Annotated in this window: 20 protein-coding genes and 2 pseudogenes; 5 read left to right on the top strand and 17 right to left on the bottom strand. The window is 38.5% G+C overall.

Annotated features, from left to right (window positions below; translation table 11 throughout):
* Positions 1-405: 405 nt before the first annotated feature.
* The 6 genes and pseudogenes from ACLKMH_RS03675 to ACLKMH_RS03650 form a co-directional block, all read right to left on the bottom strand.
* Positions 406-522 (bottom strand): hypothetical protein, encoded by a 117-nt coding sequence (locus tag ACLKMH_RS03675; protein WP_413702250.1) that lies wholly within the window; start codon positions 520-522, stop codon positions 406-408.
* 103 nt (positions 523-625) lie between these two features.
* Positions 626-1,027 (bottom strand): annotated as a pseudogene (locus ACLKMH_RS03670) (Fic family protein); the annotation flags it as partial.
* Between the two features lie 115 nt (positions 1,028-1,142).
* Positions 1,143-1,517: a Fic/DOC family N-terminal domain-containing protein gene (locus ACLKMH_RS03665; RefSeq protein ID WP_413700910.1), complete on the bottom strand. Its 375-nt coding sequence runs from the start codon at positions 1,515-1,517 to the stop codon at positions 1,143-1,145.
* A 309-nt stretch (positions 1,518-1,826) separates the two neighbouring features.
* On the bottom strand, positions 1,827-2,690 hold the full coding sequence (locus tag ACLKMH_RS03660; protein WP_413700909.1) for a YicC/YloC family endoribonuclease: 864 nt from the start codon (positions 2,688-2,690) through the stop codon (positions 1,827-1,829).
* A 391-nt stretch (positions 2,691-3,081) separates the two neighbouring features.
* Positions 3,082-3,657 carry an HDOD domain-containing protein gene (locus ACLKMH_RS03655; protein WP_413700908.1) on the bottom strand — a complete coding sequence of 192 codons (576 nt, stop codon included), beginning with the start codon at positions 3,655-3,657 and terminating at the stop codon, positions 3,082-3,084.
* Positions 3,608-3,913, bottom strand: coding sequence for an HDOD domain-containing protein (locus ACLKMH_RS03650; protein ID WP_413700907.1), 306 nt, complete (start codon positions 3,911-3,913; stop codon positions 3,608-3,610). The genes ACLKMH_RS03655 and ACLKMH_RS03650 overlap by 50 nt, the downstream gene beginning before the upstream one ends.
* 190 nt (positions 3,914-4,103) lie before the next feature.
* On the opposite strand from ACLKMH_RS03650, the gene ACLKMH_RS03645 reads away from it, so the two are divergent.
* From ACLKMH_RS03645 to dapB, 3 genes are read left to right on the top strand one after another with little or no spacing between them, the layout of a single operon-like run.
* On the top strand, positions 4,104-4,319 hold the full coding sequence (locus tag ACLKMH_RS03645) for a DUF1289 domain-containing protein (RefSeq protein ID WP_413700906.1): 216 nt from the start codon (positions 4,104-4,106) through the stop codon (positions 4,317-4,319).
* 1 nt (position 4,320) lies between these two features.
* The gene (locus ACLKMH_RS03640) at positions 4,321-4,656 is read left to right on the top strand and encodes a DUF2956 domain-containing protein (protein WP_413700905.1); all 336 of its coding nucleotides are present in this window, start codon (positions 4,321-4,323) and stop codon (positions 4,654-4,656) included.
* Between the two features lie 17 nt (positions 4,657-4,673).
* Positions 4,674-5,405, top strand: a complete 732-nt coding sequence (gene dapB / locus ACLKMH_RS03635; RefSeq protein ID WP_413700904.1) for a 4-hydroxy-tetrahydrodipicolinate reductase — start codon at positions 4,674-4,676, stop codon at positions 5,403-5,405.
* 91 nt (positions 5,406-5,496) lie between these two features.
* Here the strand turns inward: dapB and ACLKMH_RS03630 are convergent, their stop codons facing one another.
* From ACLKMH_RS03630 to ACLKMH_RS03595, 8 genes and pseudogenes are all read right to left on the bottom strand, one after another.
* Positions 5,497-6,045: a cupin domain-containing protein gene (locus ACLKMH_RS03630; RefSeq protein ID WP_413700903.1), complete on the bottom strand. Its 549-nt coding sequence runs from the start codon at positions 6,043-6,045 to the stop codon at positions 5,497-5,499.
* Positions 6,042-6,713, bottom strand: a complete 672-nt coding sequence (locus ACLKMH_RS03625) for a TRAP transporter large permease subunit (protein WP_413700902.1) — start codon at positions 6,711-6,713, stop codon at positions 6,042-6,044. The genes ACLKMH_RS03630 and ACLKMH_RS03625 overlap by 4 nt, the downstream gene beginning before the upstream one ends.
* Entirely contained in the window at positions 6,646-7,923 is a 1,278-nt protein-coding gene (locus tag ACLKMH_RS03620; RefSeq protein ID WP_413700901.1) for a TRAP transporter permease, read from the bottom strand. The genes ACLKMH_RS03625 and ACLKMH_RS03620 overlap by 68 nt, the downstream gene beginning before the upstream one ends.
* A gap of 166 nt (positions 7,924-8,089) precedes the next feature.
* The gene (locus ACLKMH_RS03615; protein WP_413700900.1) at positions 8,090-9,019 is read right to left on the bottom strand and encodes a TAXI family TRAP transporter solute-binding subunit; all 930 of its coding nucleotides are present in this window, start codon (positions 9,017-9,019) and stop codon (positions 8,090-8,092) included.
* A 136-nt stretch (positions 9,020-9,155) separates the two neighbouring features.
* Complete coding sequence (locus ACLKMH_RS03610) at positions 9,156-10,010, bottom strand: TAXI family TRAP transporter solute-binding subunit (protein ID WP_413702249.1); 855 nt, start codon at positions 10,008-10,010, stop codon at positions 9,156-9,158.
* Positions 10,011-10,196: 186 nt separating this feature from the next.
* A pseudogene (locus tag ACLKMH_RS03605) lies at positions 10,197-11,413 on the bottom strand (TRAP transporter permease).
* Entirely contained in the window at positions 11,313-12,077 is a 765-nt protein-coding gene (locus ACLKMH_RS03600) for a TRAP transporter large permease subunit (protein WP_413700899.1), read from the bottom strand. Before ACLKMH_RS03600 ends, ACLKMH_RS03605 begins: the two are co-directional and overlap by 101 nt.
* A gap of 80 nt (positions 12,078-12,157) precedes the next feature.
* Positions 12,158-13,021, bottom strand: coding sequence for a fumarylacetoacetate hydrolase family protein (locus tag ACLKMH_RS03595; RefSeq protein ID WP_413700898.1), 864 nt, complete (start codon positions 13,019-13,021; stop codon positions 12,158-12,160).
* Positions 13,022-13,188: 167 nt separating this feature from the next.
* Between ACLKMH_RS03595 and ACLKMH_RS03590 the strand changes: the two genes are divergently transcribed.
* The gene (locus ACLKMH_RS03590) at positions 13,189-13,680 is read left to right on the top strand and encodes a GlcG/HbpS family heme-binding protein (RefSeq protein WP_413700897.1); all 492 of its coding nucleotides are present in this window, start codon (positions 13,189-13,191) and stop codon (positions 13,678-13,680) included.
* Positions 13,681-13,742: 62 nt separating this feature from the next.
* On the opposite strand, the gene ACLKMH_RS03585 is transcribed toward ACLKMH_RS03590, so the two are convergent.
* From ACLKMH_RS03585 to ACLKMH_RS03575, 3 genes are all read right to left on the bottom strand, one after another.
* Positions 13,743-14,414: a GntR family transcriptional regulator gene (locus tag ACLKMH_RS03585; protein ID WP_413700896.1), complete on the bottom strand. Its 672-nt coding sequence runs from the start codon at positions 14,412-14,414 to the stop codon at positions 13,743-13,745.
* Positions 14,415-14,541: 127 nt separating this feature from the next.
* On the bottom strand, positions 14,542-17,394 hold the full coding sequence (locus ACLKMH_RS03580) for a malonyl-CoA decarboxylase domain-containing protein (protein ID WP_413700895.1): 2,853 nt from the start codon (positions 17,392-17,394) through the stop codon (positions 14,542-14,544).
* A 72-nt stretch (positions 17,395-17,466) separates the two neighbouring features.
* Positions 17,467-17,850 carry a YciI family protein gene (locus ACLKMH_RS03575; RefSeq protein ID WP_413700894.1) on the bottom strand — a complete coding sequence of 128 codons (384 nt, stop codon included), beginning with the start codon at positions 17,848-17,850 and terminating at the stop codon, positions 17,467-17,469.
* Positions 17,851-18,175: 325 nt separating this feature from the next.
* Between ACLKMH_RS03575 and ACLKMH_RS03570 the strand changes: the two genes are divergently transcribed.
* Positions 18,176-18,682, top strand: a complete 507-nt coding sequence (locus tag ACLKMH_RS03570; protein ID WP_413700893.1) for a malonic semialdehyde reductase — start codon at positions 18,176-18,178, stop codon at positions 18,680-18,682.
* The last annotated feature ends 208 nt before the right edge of the window (positions 18,683-18,890 follow it).

Below are 18,890 nucleotides of genomic sequence, written 5' to 3'. Positions count from 1 at the left end.
TACATTACCACTTCGTAAATGTTTACGAGCTAGCAAAGGTAAGAACATTTTCATTTTCAACTTCTCTGCAGTTCATATAGATTACCGCAGAGAATCTAGAAATGTTAATAAATACAAATTGAATTTATTCGATATTTTGCACCTTCTTATTGAACGAAATTTAAATTACTGTAAAACAATAGCTTACAGAAAATATTGCGTTGCTGAATAATTTTTATCACCTTTTTGACCCTCAGACTTCAAACATGATAATTATCATTAAACAGTCCCCCTATTTCGACGGCTAATTTACATGCTTTTTCAGCTAAATGTTCTTGAAAACAAAAATAACAGCTCATAATTTTTCTGATTATCGATATCTGATAGGTTACTTAAGCGATCAGAAACTAAACTAGTAATAAACGATTACCTATTGGCAAACGGCAAAAATTCGTTAGTATCGTAAGACATGAGTTCTAAAAGGCGTGTATTGATGAATAGAGTTTCTCGTCCCACTGTCTTTGACTCCAAAACGCCTAACACCTCTAGTGACTTGAGGCTGGCTATCGCGGACTTGTCGAGAGCGGTAAAGCCCTCTATCAATCAGATCTCGCGTTCTCAAGTAAGGCTTCTCAAATAAAAGCTCAACTAACTCATATGAGTAGTTTTTTTGAGAAGATGTTTTAATGTACTCCGAAGTTTGCTTTTGCAACTCTACAATCGCGTTGACCTTATCGATTGTCCATTGAGAAGTGATTGTGATGGCATCAAGCATAAAGCAGATCCAAGATTCCCAATCGGCCTTTTTGGTAACGTTCAGCAATAGCCTATAGTAATCATCCTTATTTTGCATGATATAGCGACTCAAGTAGAGAACCGGCTGTGAGAGCAAATCATTTTCGATGAGAAATAGAATGTTGAGTATTCTTCCCGTTCGACCGTTACCATCTAAAAACGGATGGATTGCCTCGAATTGATAGTGAGCAATCGCTAATGCTATGAGTGGATCTACATCATGATCATGGATATAAGATTCCCAATTGGACAGTTTATTTCTTAAGTTATCCTCACCTACAGGTGGTGTGTAAATGACCTCACCAGTACGTTGATTCTTTAAGTTAGTTCCAGTGACCTTGCGAACGTCGACTTGTTTATCGATAAGCTCAGCCGCAAATATCGATTGCTGTATTTGTATTTAAAGGACGCGCATTTTTCCCTGATATGGACTCAAAGCCCAGGAACAATGCTTTTTTATACCTTAGCGCTTCTTTTGTTGCAGGATCTGCACTTGATGAATCCGATTCATGCTTAAACAATGCATCCGTCGTGGTCACAATATTTTCAATTTCAGAACTCGATTTCGATTCTAATATTGGGATCAGGTTAACCAATGGGTTTTGATTAGCAAGAAGCCTAGCGACCTGATTCAACGCAGATAACGCCCTCGCCGCAGGTGTCACTTTCTTCAGGATTTTTATCGTCTCGATACCATCGACTGGTAAGGTAGGGATATTATAAGGAACTTCTGGATTAAACATTCAAATCATCTCACGCAATACATTTAGTTTATATGTTAGTTTTTTAGTAAATAATTAACATATAGTGTATTATAGGTTATCTAAAATAACAGTTAAAGTTTATAGGTTAATTATTTCTATATTTTTTAACGTTTTTTCCGTGATAGGTTAATTAGATTAACACCTAATTAGGATAGGTTGAATTTACTTCTGATTATCTATGTTCTTTTCCAGAGTATCCCCTCATTTAAGTTTAAAACCGAGAGGGGAAATACAAGAAAAAAAGCAACTCATTGTATTTATTGCAATTTACGTGCAATTTACGTGCAATTATTCGATATTTTGCACCTGCTCCCGCATTTGCTCGATTAAAACTTTACATTCAACAGCTACTGCAGTGATATCGGTATTAATTACTTTTGAACCTAGTGTGTTTGCTTCGCGGTTAAATTCTTGCATCATAAAGTCTAAACGACGGCCAACTGCACCACCTTTTTTGAGGACGTTTTGTGCTTCGCTAACGTGAGAGTCTAAACGGTCTAACTCTTCGGCAACATCGGATTTTTGCGCTAATAAAACCAACTCTTGCTCTACTCGGGTGCTGTCTAAGTCGACTTTAGCATCTTCAAATTTCTTTAAAATTCGTGCCTTTTGCCAAGCTTGTACATCTGGCATAAAGCCTCGCACAATAGCGGCTTGTTCAGTGATCGCAGTTAAACGTTGCTCTAACATTACTGCTAGGTTTGCACCCTCTGTACTACGTGATTCAATAAAATCAGTTAATGTTGCTTCAAAACCAGCCATTAATTCTACTGTGATAGCATCAACGTCTTGTTCTGGAGATTGCATTACTCCTGGCCATTTTAAAATATCAACGGGATTAATAGCCGCATTGCCTGCTTGCTCTGCAACCCATTGTGCATTTTTTATTAATTGGCTTGCTAAGGCTTGATTCATTTCTAAACCATCTTGGCTATTATCAGCACCTTCAAAACGCAAACTACATTCTATTTTTCCGCGTTGTAAGCGCTTTTTAAATAGCTCTTTAAGTTTAACTTCTAAACCACGAAACTGTTCAGGTAGGCGGAAGTAGGTTTCTAAGTAACGCTGATTGACAAAACGGATCTCCCAAACGGCAGTCCCCCATTGTCCTTTAATTTGTTTACGGGCGAATGCAGTCATACTGTAAATCATAATATCTCCTGTTTTTTATTATTTACCCGCGCAGTATATACTCCTTATCATTCAAATTCAGCAAGTGTTGTCTTGTTACATATAAACTATAGGTCATTGTTTTAATTAAATTTAGAAAATGATTAGCTGTTAATAAAAACAATTTTTTTAAGTAAAAAAGAGGGCAAAAAAATGGCTATGAATAATCACAGCCATTTTATTAATAAAATGATCATTTAAAGCATTAATACCAACCGTAATAATTAGCTGATCTATTTTAATAGTTAAAATTGCTTATTTCTTTGTTGAAAGTTTCGCAAAGAGGACAACCATTTGCATCAACTTTCGCCTCAAACTAAACATTTTTTCCTGCGTAAAATTAAGATCACATATTTAATACGATTGGTATAACTTAATCAGACATTAAGCGTCCTAATTCTTTACCCGCTTCGATCATACCTTCAAACTCTTCAACTAAACCTTCTTTATTAAGATGGATATGCTCTACCAAAGCTGGCGGAAAACGTGCCACAATCATTTCAGGCGGTAACTTGGCACCCCAAGCAAAACTAGCGAAAACAGCCAATCGAATCAACACGGCTTCCGGTGAAGGCTCTTCATAGGAAAGCGGATCTAGTTGTTGTTCAATGGCATCACAAAAACTCTCAGAGAAATCCCAATGTTTTGCTAGGGCAACACCAACTTGGCTGTAATCAAAACCAAAGGTTTCACGTTGTGCCAATAAGCGAGGCTCCCCTGCTTCAATCGCTAATGCAATTAATGCACATTCATCTGGTTTCAATATTTGCAATAATAGCTCACCAATATTATGTAACATGGCACAGGTAAATGCGCTCTCTTCGTTAACAGAGGTATGCTTTGCAAGTGCCTTCGCAATAACAGCTGTGCTAAAAGTATCTTTCCAAAATTTATTTTTATCAAAACCAGGAATAACAGGAAAAGCATTCGATAAGGTTGCGGCTGACAACAATACTTCTTACTTGATTAGAGCCAAGTCGAATTACCGCTTGTGAGATTGATTCAACTTCTTTGCCCCGTCGAAAGGCGACAGAATTAGCCATTCGGATCACTTTCGCACTGATCGATTGGTCCATACCAATTTTCTTAGCAAGCTCGGCAACACTAACAGAATCATTACTAAAGCTTTCCATTAGTTCCATTAATAAAACAGGTAATACGGGTAACTGTTTAACGTTTTTAAATAGATGCGAAAGTTCTGACATTCACATTCCTTTTTTTATAAGTAAATTAACAGTTATAAAACTAAGCCTGAATGTTGAGAAAATCAAGGTAAGTAAACAGAGATAAACGATAAATTTAAAACCCAGATCAAAAGAATTTTAAAATTCATGAATCCCTCCTCTAAAATTGTTAAACTACGCGAAATTAGATTAGCCAAAAAAGGATTCCGCCATGAAATTTAGTCCCTGTACGAGTCAATGTACGAGTGATGGTACACATTGCCAAGGATGTGGGCGTACCCATGTTGAAATTAAAGAAACTCAGAGATTGGTTGCTAAACTGGTTGGACACCTTGTTGATTACAATTACGATGATCCAGAACGTTTTTTAGAATTGACCAGCGCTAAAGCATTAAAACGCGCTAAAGCTATTTTAGAAGATAAATAATATGGCTAAAAATACTCATAGCGCTATTTCTAATGAGACGGTTGAAGAAGCGCAACAGATTGCCAACAAAATACAAAAGCCAGGTCAGACAAAAGAACAAACACGTTTGATAGCACAGGGCATTCAAAAAGGCATTGCCGAATATAAAAAGTCAGTCAAAGCTAAGCAACGTCAAGCAGATAAAGAACAAAAGAAACAACAGAAGCAAAAACAACAAAATACACAACCTTCAGAGATAGAAAAACCAACAGAAAAGACTAAAAATAACCCATTACCTTGGATTTTATTAGTCGCTAGTTGGGGATTATTTGCAACTTATCTCTTTTTACAAAAGTAACTAACAAAAGGATTAACATGGTTAAGGTAATCGTAAATGGCGCAAAAGGCCGCATGGGAAGTGAAGCTGTTAGAGCTATTCAGAATGATGATGCATTAGAACTAGTGGCAGAGTGTGATTTTGGAGATGACTTAAGCGCCTTAATCAAAAGTAGTGGTGCACAGGTAGTGGTTGATTTAACCGTCGCATCTGCAGGTTTTTCTAATACACAAATCATTTTAAATGCAGGCGCCTGCCCCGTCATTGGTACAAGTGGTTTCCAGGTTGAACAAGTAAATCAACTACAAGCATTAGCAACAGAGAAAAAACTAGGTGGCTTAATTGCGCCTAACTTTTCAATTGGTGCGGTATTAATGATGAAGTTCTCAGCTGAAGTCGCAAAATATTTACCTGATGCTGAAGTAATTGAAGCACATAGCCCACAAAAAGAAGAAAGCCCTTCTGGTACTGGTATTCGTACTGCAGAATTAATTGCGAATGCCCGTACTAAAACACCCGTTGAATGTAGCGATAAAGAACTCATTGAAGGTGCTCGTGGTGCAGAACTAAACGGTGTAAAACTTCATTCAATCCGTCTACCGGGTGTGGTTGCACAGCAAACTGTATTTTTTGGTGGCTTAAGTGAAACCCTTAAAATAGAACACAACTCACAGCATCGTGAATCATTTATGCCAGGTATTTGTTTTGCCTGTAAAGAAGTCGTAAAACGTGATGAATTAGTCTATGGACTAGAGTACTTGATGGATTAATTTCTTAATTCACAATCAAGAAATACCGTAAGAATAAAGGCAATAGGATTTTCTCCTGTTGCCTTTTTTCATGGGTGACGAAGCAAATAATTTACGCGTCGCTCTTCGACACTCCATCTACTAACACAAACATCATCAGACAGGGTTCTGTTCCTCTATTTGCCCAGGCATGATTGGTACCTCGTTGCACTACAGTATCACCTGTTTTAAGTAATACATCGTCTTCTTCCCTATCCATTAGCATCCATATTTCACCCTTTAAGATAACCGCATAATCAACACTATCAGTTCTGTGCATATACGGATGACGAGCATCTTCGATAATATTATGAGAAGCGCCCATAGCGGCAAAAGCGACTTTACCATCAATATTTTTAATCACCTCTGGATCTTCTGGTAAAAACTCAATAATACGAAACACTGTGCCGTTTTCTGGTGGATGCAAAACAAAAGGGCCATCCACTGTTTCTTCGGGGCCATTAAACTCTGCAGGGCAAGTGTTTGTCTGCCATAAATTAGTCAGTGTGACACCAGGTCTAGTTGGGCGCTGTAAAACATTAGTAGCAATCTCATCTGAGACACAAATTGCATTACCTTCGCTATCATGCCCTGTCACTACTCGTCTAATTTGATGTGTCATTGTGCTATCTCCTTGAGTTTATTCATTTTGCTTGATGTAAAAAATAGAAGGGTTAATAAAACAGCCCCTATTAAGTCTGTGCTGACGCCTTGAAGCATTAATGCTAATCCGCCGAGAAATACCAATGCCCGAGTTAAGCCATTTAGTTCGACTTTAAAGAACCCCACAATCGAAACGGCAATGGCGATCACGCCAATAACAGCTGTGGAAACAGCTAATAATATTTCACTGACAGAGCCTCTCAGCAGTAGTCCAGGCCCGTAGAAGAACATGAAAGGTAAGATGTAACAGGTAATGCCATAGAAGAATGCAGTCCAACTGACTTTACTAATACTTGCATTGGAAATACCCGTCGCCACATAGGAGGCCAGTGCAACAGGAGGGGTAATGGTCGAAACACAACCATAGAAAAAGACAAACATGTGCGCTGTTAATAAGTCCACGCCCAATTGTGATAATGCCGGCGCCACCACTGTCGCTAAAATTAAGTAAGTCGCTGTTGTAGGCAATCCCATGCCTAAAATAATTGCCACCACCATAGTTAATAACAAAGCAAGTAAAGGCACGCCACCTGAAGACGCAATAATGATTCCTGATATCTTAGAGCCTAAACCTGTGATACCCAGTGTGCCTGCGATAATACCTGCAGTACTGACAAGCGTACGCAATCGGCACAACCGCTTTAGCGCCACCAGTAATGGCATTAAAGGATTTACTAAAAAAGGCTTTATCAATTCGACGTTGCCAAATAATGTGGCAAATTAATAGAATAATTGTTGAATAGAAACATGCCTTAAAAGGCGAGTACCCAGCGATGATCATCACTATCAATGTGCCAAAGGGAATAATATATTGTCCGCCACTAATCAATAATTGAAGCGTACTTTGCTGGTCTTCGTTATCAACAGGAATGGGTTTCAGATCTGCTTTGACTGCCTGTAAATGGACCACAAAAAAGATAGATAAAAAGAACAAACAAGCAGGAATTATAGCGACTTGCATAATGTCGGTATAAGGCACACCAATAATTTCAGCCATAATAAAAGCGGCTCCCATTACTGGTGGCATCAACTGGCCACCAGTGGAGACAACGGCTTCTATTGCACCGGCTTGATGTGACTTATAACCTTCTCGTTTCATCATAGGTATGGTTAAGGTTCCAGTGACAGCAACATTGCCAGCGACTGAACCAGAAACCATGCCTAATAGTGTGGAGAAAATAACTGCTGTTTTCGCCCCCGCGGCACGCATATTACGGGTTAAGCGGTTGGCAATTTTGAAGAAGAATTCCCCAGCACCAAATTCCGTTAAAAAAGCACCATAAATTGAGAATAAAATAATATAGGTAGCTGAAACGCCTAATGGAATACCATACACGCCCTGTGCAGTCGTGGTTAGTATTTCGGAAATACGTAATAAAGGATAACCGCGACTCTCTAATATGCCTGGTAAGAACGGACTAATAAAAGGATAGATGAAAAATAGTGTACAGATTATCGCTAATACATTACCAACCGCACGTCTTGCTCCCTCTAGCACAAGCAATAAAATCACCACGCCAACCCAAGCATCGAGTAATTCTGTCTCACCACCCGACAGCGCAATATCCTGCCAACGAGAAAGCATATAAATACCGCTTCCTAGGGTTACTACTGTCAGTATTACACTGACTAATTTATCGAGCTTGTTATTCTCAAATATTGAAAATGAAGGTTTGGAAATAAATAACAATGCCAACATCATCATTAAATGATAAATACGAATACTTTGAGTCGACAGTACAAATATTCCCGACACATTAGCGAGGTGAAACAGGCCGATTGAAAATGCAAACAGCACAATGATAACCTGCGTGACCTTAGTAGTATTGAAAGTCATGAGAAATCCTTGAAATAAATAGCAAGACTAACATTCAATGTGTAGCCACTATATTAAAGTCATTAATGCGAGCCTTGATGCCTCAAGGCTCAAAAATTAGGTGCAATAATCCTAAGCACTCTAATATTCAGGTGTTAAAACGAGTTTTTTGGTTAAGAGGTATTAGTTACTCATTATGAAAACGAGCGACACCTGGGTGCAGAGGAATTTTTAGTTTCTTGGAGTTTTCAACAATGATTTGTTTGGCGTGCGCGTTGAGTTGTCTAAACTCATCCATATTAGAATAAACTGCTTTAGTAATTTTATAAGCTTTTTCTTCATCGAAATCAGCACGCACAAACAAGATGTTACTTACACCAAGCGCATGACCTTCTTGTTGCATATCATAAACATCTTTTGCAACCGTGACATGGTTGTAGTTAGGGAATTGAAGCAATGCTTTGTCGAGTGCACCAGGAGCAAATTGAATAAATTTTAAGTCTTTATTAACACGTGCTTGCATCACGGCACTCGCAGGGTATCCACTCAAAGCAAAGGTCGCATCAACATTTCCATCTGATAATTGACTAAAACCATCGGCATAGGATAAAAAGCTTGGCGTTATATCTTTCAAGGTTAAGTCATGTAACTCTAGAATTTGTCTTGCAAAGGGGATAGTACCGCCACCAGCAGGCCCTAATGCAAGCTTTTTACCCTTTAGGTCTGCCACTGTTTTAATATCAGAATCGGCACGGGTGATCATATGTAAGACACTAGAATGTAAGGTACCAATAGCACGCAACTCCATCACACCATCTCTTTTGTAAGCTCCTATGCCTTTATTTGCTAATACCGCCAAATTATTATTGGTAATGCCAACATCTATTTCACCACTATTAACTAATTTAGGATTTTGAACTGACCCCTGTGTGACAACAGGTACCATTTCTAACCCTTGTGCATGAGTTGACACTAAAGTTGAAACAGCTTGGCCAACGGGATAAAACGCACCTCCTTGACTTGCAGTTCCAATACGTAATTCTTCAGCAATCGAGGTTTGGCATAATAAAAGTAAGCTGGTAAGTGTTAGCGTAATTTTAGTTTTTATATTTAACATCTTCATGATTCCTTCAATGATTAGGGAAATTATTATGTTGTTTCATGGTTTTTAGCGTGCACTGTGCCTAATCGATCATTTAAAAATTTTTAAATGATCGATTACAGGACTTTAAAAGATTAGAAAATTTAGCTTTTTATTTGTTCCAGAAGCCTAATTCTTTATAGGCTTTAATGGCACCATCGTGGTAAGGCACAGCATTGTCTTGTACCATTTTTGCAGGGTTATAACGTGCGTAAGCACCAAAGGCTTGTTTCAGGCTTTGTTGGTTGTTCGCCATTGTTTTTACTAGCTCATAAACCGCTTCGTCTGATACCTTGGCACTCGCAACAAGATAAAAATCAACTTCAATCATATTAGTTGGATCTGCAACAACACCGGTTTTAGATGGATCAGGTTTAACACTAACAATACGAGCTGATGGTAAGTTTTTGTTAACCGCTTCTTTTGCGCTAGCACTATCCTCTAGACTCAGATAACGCCATCCATCACTCATGGTTGCCATTGCTTTTTTGCCTGCTCCAACATTCATTGGAATTAAAGCCGCATCAACACGATTCTCAGCGAGTGCAGTGATAGCAGAAACAAAGTTAGGGTTAGGTACTTTTTTTGTTTCATCAATAGTCATTGAAGAAGAGGCTAGAGTCGCATTGGAGTAAAAGTGAAATGTACGCCCTGAGTTATAACCTGATGGAACACGCTTATTTTTAAGATCTGCAATGCTTTGCACATCAGAATTAACAGGTACCGCAAAGGAGGTTTGTGTAGCAACCACTACCCCAACTAAACGCAAATTTTGATTTGCACGACCTTCAAAGTTTTCTTTCCCCATATAAGCAAAGGTTGCTTCACCACCATTTGCAAAACCAAACTCTAATCGTCCCGCATTCATCATTGGGATATAAGTAGACGAACCTGCATAAGGTGCAACACGGTATTGCTTGTCTGTTTTTTCTACCATAACTTTAGAAAGGGCGACGACCCAATGAATAAAACAATGACCCCTGTTGATTGGTTCCTATACTGTATGTTTCCGACGCCACGTGGCCTGATGTTAGTATGCTTAGCGAAATAAAAGCTGTCTTGATGATATTCATATCGTTCTCTCTTTTTCAGTTAAGTTCAGTACTCAAGATGTCACATTCATTATGAGTGTTAGGGTTATCCAAATTTGTATTTAGCTTGTTTTAAGCTGGCTTAGGTTTTCGTTTTTATATAATCGGTACAATAAAAAGGTGCCAATAGCGATCGCTAGTAAGGCGGGTATAAACTGCATATCTAGCCATGTTGGAGGCATAATAATAATGGCGCCTAATACCAAGAGGGGTATACGCATACGATAAGTTAAATGACCGGCAAAATAGCCAACCATAGACACAGATATAAAATGAACACCAATAACAGCAAGCACAAAGGTCATACCGATATCAAAGGCACTCGCCTCCATTAATAAAGCAGGTGTGAATATAAATAATAAAGGTACAACATAAGCCAGCCATCCTAACTTCATCGCCTCAACACCTGTTTTCATCGGTTTTTCACCGGTGATCGTAGCAGCGACAAAAGCGGCAAGGGCAATCGGCGGGGTGATCATCGACATCATGCCAAAATACAAAATAAACATATGTCTCGCTAAAGGTGGAATACCAGTTTCGATTAATGCTGGCGCGACTAAAGCGACCAATAAAACATAAACACCAGTTGTTGGCATACCCATACCAAGCAAAATACACACACCAGCCGAGACAAGTAAAAGAATTGACATATTACTCGCACCCAGTTGAACCAAGGATAATGTCAAAGCAAAACCACCCGATGAAATATTCAATAAACCAATCACTAAACCAGCACCAGCCACAATCATGATCAGTTCCATAACTGTCATACCTGTTTCAGGAAAAGCTGAAAACATGGATTTCACATTTAATCTATGACCTTGATAACTGCGCATTGAACCAAGAATGATGATAGAAATTGAGCCGTACAAAGCAGATAACTCTGCAGAGGCATTGTTGATGAACATGGAGTACATCAAAACAAAAAATGGAATGATAAAATGCCAACCCTCAATTAATACATCGAAAACTGTTTTCTTATCCACATCAGTTGGCACAATATCATCTCGAGCGGCAATTAAATCCACCTGAATAAATACCGAAATATAATAAAGTAATGCAGGGATCAGCGCCGCTAATACCACTTCGCTGTAAGGAATTTCTAAGGTTTGTGCCATTAAAAAAGCGCGGCGCCCATAATAGGTGGCATTAATTGCCCGCCCGTAGATGCTATCGCTTCAATGGCGCCGGCTTGTACATTGCTGTAACCCGAACGCTTCATTAAAGGAATTGTCATTACGCCAGTAGTCACAACATTTGATACTGCGTCGCCAGAAATCGAACCAAAAAGAGCCGAACCTACGATTGATGTTTTCGCAACGACTGCCTCTTCTTTTACCCATAGATGCCATTGCGAGGTCTATAAAAAACTCTCCACAACCTGTTCTTACTAATAATTTTCCAAAGAAAATAAAGACAATGACAATACTTGCAATCACGCCAAGTGGTGTTCCTAAAATAGCATTAGGATCAAAGGCCATATACACCACAATTTCATCAAGCATACTGTTTGTGCCTGTTAAGGGTGCTGGAATATGCTCTCCCACTAAGGCATATAATAAAAACACACCAATAACAGCAAGTAAGATCCAGCCAGTAGTACGACGAATAGCATCTAATACTAATAAAACAACTAACCCACCTAGAATTTGCATTTCAGTGGTTAAATAAGGAAAGTCCATTTGAAATCGTTGATAATTTATACTGATCCAAATAAAGGTTAAAAAAGAGATTAAAGCCAATGTATAAGTCAGAATTCTCTGACTTATAAGTTCAGACTTTTGAGAAAGGTAAACCAACGAACAACCCACGCCTAGCGACACCGCCAAGTATTGAATGCGTGCAATTTCAAGTCCTAATATCAAAGGTGCTTGAATAGCCCATAAAATACTTAAAATAGGTATCATGGTTGCGGTAACCGCTATTAGACGTTTATTCATCATTTTCGCTCTCTTTTTAATTACTTAGCAAAACTCAAATTAATGGCGCGCCCTAATAATCAGGGCTAAGCCAGTCATAACTTTTATTCATCCTTAATGGTATTTCTTAAAATACCTAGCCCCTTCGCTTCAACTTCAACGACATCACCGGGTTTCATAAATACAGGTGGCTTTCTAACATAGCCCACACCAGCTGGTGTGCCTGTAATAATGATATCGCCAGGTAAAAGCGTCATACATTCACTCAGGATTTCAATCAGCTTTGCCATTGGAAAAATGAAATCGGCGGTACTGGCATTTTGCATCAGTTCACCATTTAGACGTGTTTGTAATTGCACGCCATGCATTCCTGCTGGAAGTTCATCAGCGGTCACAAACTCAGGTCCAAATGCACCAGTTCCGTCAAAGTTTTTACCAATTGTCCACTGTGAACTCTTACGTTGGTAATCACGGATCGTGGCATCATTAAATAATGCATATCCGGCAATATAATCTAAGCCATCCTGCTCTTTTACATGGCGAGCCTTTTTACCAATAACAGCGGCAATTTCACCTTCATAATCTAATTTGTCAGAACACTTAGGACGGATAATCGGTTCGTTATGGCCAATCAATGACTCAGAGACACGCATAAATATTTCAGGATATGTTGGTGGCTCAACACCTCCCTCCACTGCATGTGCGACATAATTACGACCAATACAAATAATTTTGGGAGGACGTTGAATAAGTGGCGTAAAACGTAAATCTTTGCTTAAACGTTTTGCGGATTGTGAGGCATATTCAATAAGTGCATTCAGCTCTTGTTGAATATCTAAATTAGACTGCAGTAGACTCAATAAATCTTGAGGCAAGTCTTTAGCGACTAAATTAATATCAATAACTTCATCACCAACTTTAATACCTATGTGGTTTGCACCTTCACATTCAAACGAGACAATTCTCATACCGATTCCTTAATTGTTAATGGACTGTTATTTAAATCTAAAACAAAATATAGATAATAATAATAATTTTTCAATAATATCGTTATTTTTATGTGAAGTGGTGCAATATCTATTTAAATGTGTATTATTTGTTGCAATAGAAAGTAAATAAAATAAGAGAGGATCAAATGAGTGATTATTACGTAAAACATTTAGCTGTGGCCTTGCCACTTAAATATGCCAGCATGATTATTGATAAGTCCATCGAATTAGGTCATCAACATGGTCTATTGCCTTTAACTGTGGCCATATTAGATGTTGGTGGAAATCTTATCGCTCTAAAACGTGAAGATGGTTGTGGTGTTATGCGAGCCGATATTGCCATAGGCAAGGCATGGGGTGCGCTAGGGATGGGAATTTCCAGTCGAACCATCAGAGATAGATTAGCAGACAGACCTTCCTTTCAAGCCTCTCTTGCTAGCGTATCACAGGGTCGTTTTGTTCCCGTACCTGGTGGCGTGTTAATTTGTAATAACAACAATGAAGTAATAGGCGCGGTGGGGATCAGTGGCGATGCTTCAGATAAAGATGAATTTTGTGCCATCACGGCAGTTAAAGATTGTGGGTACGGGGCTCATCCAGAAGAAGTTAATGAAAATTGGTCAAAGGCTGGATTATAATTGTTTCAATGGCGAAGCAATAAATTATGCTTCGCCATTATTAGATTTTACTTACTAAACAATCAATTCCAAACATTAAGGTTGTTTTTTTCAAGCAATGAAACCAAGAAGTTACTGGTTGAATGGTAATGACTAATCAGTAATTCTGAAGCAAGTTCTGCATCTCTTTCTATGGTTGCATTCAAGATTTTTGCATGCTCATCGGATACATTTCTAGATTTATAATCCGCTGTTCTTTCTGCTAAAAATCGATAACGAATATTTTGATCATAAAGTTGGTTAGAATAACCTAACAAAATAGGGCTATTACACTCACCAATCAGGGCCATATGATATGCTTTGTGCATTGCTTCCCAGGAAGCAAAATCGGCAATATCGGCACGACTTAATCGGTGATGCAGAATAACCAGATTTTCTTCCCATTTACTATCACCAAACTCAATACTCTTACGCAACGCCAAATCATCCAGCTTACATCGCAACTGCAAAATTTCATTGAAGTTTTCTTTACTCATAAGGGCAACTCGAAAACCGCGTTGATCAATGCGATTAACCAACCCATCAGAGGTCAATAAACTCAATGCTTCACGAATTGGAGAGGCACCAATATCAAGTAATACTTTTAGTGATTCAATTTTCAATTTCTCACCAGGAGAAAACTCACACTGTAGTATTTTTATTCTTAATTGATGATAAACGCGATTAATCGCGGTTTTACCATTTTGGGTATTCATATCTTCTTCCATAAAGTCACAGTGTTATCTGTTTTTAATAATAAACAATGGCGATGGTTATGTTAATTGAGCTATCAGAAGCATATAACATAACCACTTCCGCTCATTTTTCTGTTTATTATACTATCTAAACAGAAAATGTATCTTTGTAATCCTCTCTAAGTCGCGCTTTTTGTACCTTACCCATAGTATTTCTGGGTAATTCATTCACAAAATACACTTTTTTAGGACGTTTAAATTTAGCTAAAACCGTTTGTGTTTGAGTGGCTACTTTTTCAGCCAAATCATTCTCTTGAAAAGCATCACTATCTGCAACAACAACTGCCGCCACAGCCTCACCAAAGTCAGGGTGTGGTAAGCCAATAACAGCCGACTCTTTTACGCCATCAATATCATCAATCACAGCTTCTATTTCTTTCGGATAAACATTATAACCACCTGAAATTATTAAGTCTTTTGATCGACCAACAATAGAAATATAACCATCTTTATCACGTATACCAAGATCACCGGTTAAGAACCATCCTGTCAGGCGTAACTCTTCAGCTGTTTTTTCGGACATTTTCCAATACCCTGAAAATAAATTTGGCCCTTTTACTTCAATCTGTCCTATCTCTCCATCTGCTAATTCCGCACCAGAACTAGGATCACATATTTTCACCTCAACGCCAGGTAATGGGAAACCCACAGTACCTGGCCTTCTATCACCATCATAGGGATTAGAAGTATTCATGTTCGTTTCCGTCATTCCGTAGCGTTCTAAAATCGCTTGCCCTGTTTTTTCTTGCCAACGTTGATGTGTCTCGGTTAACAAAGGAGCAGAGCCAGATACAAACAAGCGCATAGATGAAGTCGATTGCGCATTTAAATCAGAATGTTGTAATAATCGAACATAAAAAGTAGGAACGCCCATTAATACCGTTGCGGTAGGCATTTTTTGGATAATTTTATCGGCATCGAAACGAGGCATAAAGTGTAGATGCGAGCCAGCACATAGAGTGATATTAATAGCAACAAACAGGCCATGAATATGAAAAATAGGCAAAGCATGAATAAGGCTATCTGCGCGAGTAAATTGCCAGTAATCAGTCAGTGTCAATGCATTAGAGGCCAAAGCTCCATGTGACAACATCGCTCCCTTAGAACGTCCTGTTGTCCCCGATGTATATAAAATAGCGACTAGGTCATCGGATGCGCGAGTTACCTCGACATAGGACATATCGATACGCTGTAATTCATGATGTAAGGAGCCCTCTAAACCGTCTGAAGAAAGAGTCAATAACGCGACCACATTAGCTTTTTCTGCTACCGACTGAAGAAGCGACTCAGAATTTGGATCACACACAAACACAGTAGGTTGGGCATCACCTAAGAAATATTCAATTTCACTGGCCATATAATCGGTATTAAGTGGCAGAAAAACACCACCTGCGAGAATAGTCCCTAAATATAACTCTATTGTGGCAATTGACTTTCCAACTTGCACTGCGACTCTATCACCAGCTTTAACACCATTTAATTGTAATACGGCGACCATTTTTTCTGCATTGGAAAACAACTTCTCATAGGAAACTTGGGTACCGTCTGGCAAAGTCGCAAAGGGACTTTGTTCATAACCTAAACTGGATTTTCTTAAGGTATTTGCCAAGAAGTTTGTTGTATACATATCCGTTATCCTATTAGTTTTTTTGTGAAGTTTTTTGATGGTCGATGAAGTCTTAATACTTCCTTCAGATAAAAAGGCTTCATGATTTTTTTCAATCGATTTCAAATCATATTCGTAATTAACCATGATCCCCCATGAATCGGCGATACCTTTTTCAGAGCTATTAGCCCATAAATTAATCTGCTCAAGGTGCGCTCCGTTACCTAAATGAAAACGTGAGACAGGATCAAAAGGGCCACCTTTCTTATGTTTCGCTTCAAGTAAATATTGGCAAGCTAGTCGGTTTAATTGTGCACTGTGTTGCGCTTTATACTCCTCTGAAAACTCGTTATTTTGCTCATTTAAAGAGGTAATAATATTTGCCGAGCTTTGATCAAGGTCTGATTGAGATTCAGCCCAACGTCTTAAACTTGGAACGGGAGACATGGTAATAAAACGTTTTAAATTAGGTAATTCACGCTTCAGCTCTTCAACAACCTGTTTTATCAGGAAGTTACCAAATGAAATACCTCTTAACCCTGCCTGACAATTAGATATCGAATAAAAAACGGCAGTGCTTGCTTCACTGGGCTCTAGTGTTTCTCGATCACCGGAAAGAATTGATTCAATGGTTGTTGGTGTTTGATCCGTCAATGCAACTTCTACAAATATTAGAGGCTCTGAACCTAGTGAAGCATGAAAGAATGCATATAAACGACGATCTTTTTCAGCGACACGCAAGCGTAAATCATCCCAGCCCTTAATTTCATGTACCGCTTCATAGGCAATAATTTTTTCTAAAATAACAGCAGGCGTTGACCAATTAATTCGCTCGATACTCAAGAACCCACGATTAAACCAAGAACTAAATAAATGGCATAAATCATTATCTAAACTGTTCAGATTAGGATCTTGTCGACTTAATTTAAGTAAGTCTTCACGCATTTTCACTAAAGTGGCCGTGCCACCAGGGGCTCGATTAAGTTGTCTGATTAACTCCTGTGAACGAGGCTCTGATGCAAAGTGAATTTTTCTTGCTTCTTTCTTGCCATCCGTTTCTTTCCAATCACTGATTGCTGACTCTAGCGCTTTGATATTGACACCAAAATCTTCAAATAAAGCTTGAAAGAAAACTAATTTTTCCTCATCGGTTAACTCTTGATAGTTATCTAATATTTCTCGAGAAAGCGCTAAGCTAGTTGCTTCACCCGTATTATCAAGTAATTGTTCACACTTAGTCGCTGTGGTTAACTCAACATTATTTGAAATCATCGTGCTACCAATTTCGGTCACACGAAACATCAAATCCCCTATCATATTTGTCCACTTAGGCATGGTTGACCTCCTAGTCAAAAATAAAGTTTTTATCTTTTCATCTATGTCAAACGTATTACTCGTAGCTATTACTTAAACTGATCGATTGCGCCGATAACTTAATATCAAGTCGTGCAAACTACCTTCATTAATTAACCAGCGTTTAATATTAAATGTCCTAGCCCCCTTGCTATGCATTGGGTCCTTTTCAGCTATGTTTTGCGCTTCTTGGAGTGATGAGGCCCGATAGATAATCAGCCCAGCGCCTTCTAGGTTTTCCCCTGAAGCATCGGAAACCGGCCCTGCAAACATCAAGATACCTAAAGACTCTAATTCTGCTTGGTAGGCTAAATGTAATGGCAAATATTCTTTGATAGTTTCTGCACTGGCCTTTGGGTTACTTTCAACCACAAACACTTCCAATGCCAGTGAACCACGTTGTTTAGCCTCCGCTTTATATTCATTCCAAGAAACCATTTGATTACCTCTTTTTGTTTGACTAAGCATTTATTAAATAAAAATATCGATATTATTTGACACAACCTTAGAACATCGTTAAAAGTTATGCAAGTGTTAATTTTTTGTACAAATAAATTACAGACAAACACTGTTAATTTACAAAAAAAACACCTTATATTTGCTTTCAAAAAACCAATGAAAGTTCAAAAAGTTGCTTTAATACAATGAAATACAACAAAAATTAAATTAGGTACTTGTTGTGTGAAGATATAACTAAATCAGCAAAGTTATTTTTCCTTTGATATGTAGCGGCTTTATCCAAAATATAAATAAAGGACAGATAATGACTGATTCGAATAAAATAGAAGTAGAACGCTTGAACTTAGCCTTAGCAAGAGAAACGGCTCAGAAAAATGTACGCGATTTACGCTTACGTAAACCGAGGTTAGATAAGGACTCTATCGATGTCATCCTCAACGATGCGCGCTCTCATTATGCTTGGATAGATAAACCCATCCCAGAAAGCTTACTTAAAGAGCTCTACCAAATTGTTGCAAATGGTGCGACAAGCATGAACTGTAGCCCAGCTAGATTTTACTTTGTAACCTCAAAAGAGGGCAAAGACAAACTCGCCAAATCGTTAAAAGAAAAAAATATCGATAAAATGAGAGCTGCGCCCGTTACCGTTATTATTGCCCATGATTTGGCCTTCTGGGAGAAACTGCCATTTCTTTTTCCCCATGAAGACAGAACTCCACTGTTTAGAGGCAAAACAGAATACTGTGAACGCACCGCGTTTCTAAATGGCACACTTCAAGGTGCCTATCTGATGATAGCGCGCGAGCCTTAGGTCTAGATATCGGACCAATGTCGGGGTTTTCTAATCAAATTGTCGATGACACCTTCTTCGCTGGCACGACTTTAAAATCCAACTTTTTATGTAACTTAGGGTATGCCGATGAAAATGCCCTATTTCAAAAACTACCTAGATTCGAATTCGAAGAAGTCTGTACTTTTCTTTGAGCATAAAGCTCAAAACAACTTAGACAAACATCTTT

It is taken from the genome of Psychromonas sp. KJ10-10 (genome assembly GCF_047323245.1).
In the GTDB taxonomy this organism is placed as follows: domain Bacteria; phylum Pseudomonadota; class Gammaproteobacteria; order Enterobacterales; family Psychromonadaceae; genus Psychromonas.
Note: the sequence above shows the minus strand (reverse complement) of the source record. Positions and strands in the feature narration are given on the sequence as shown.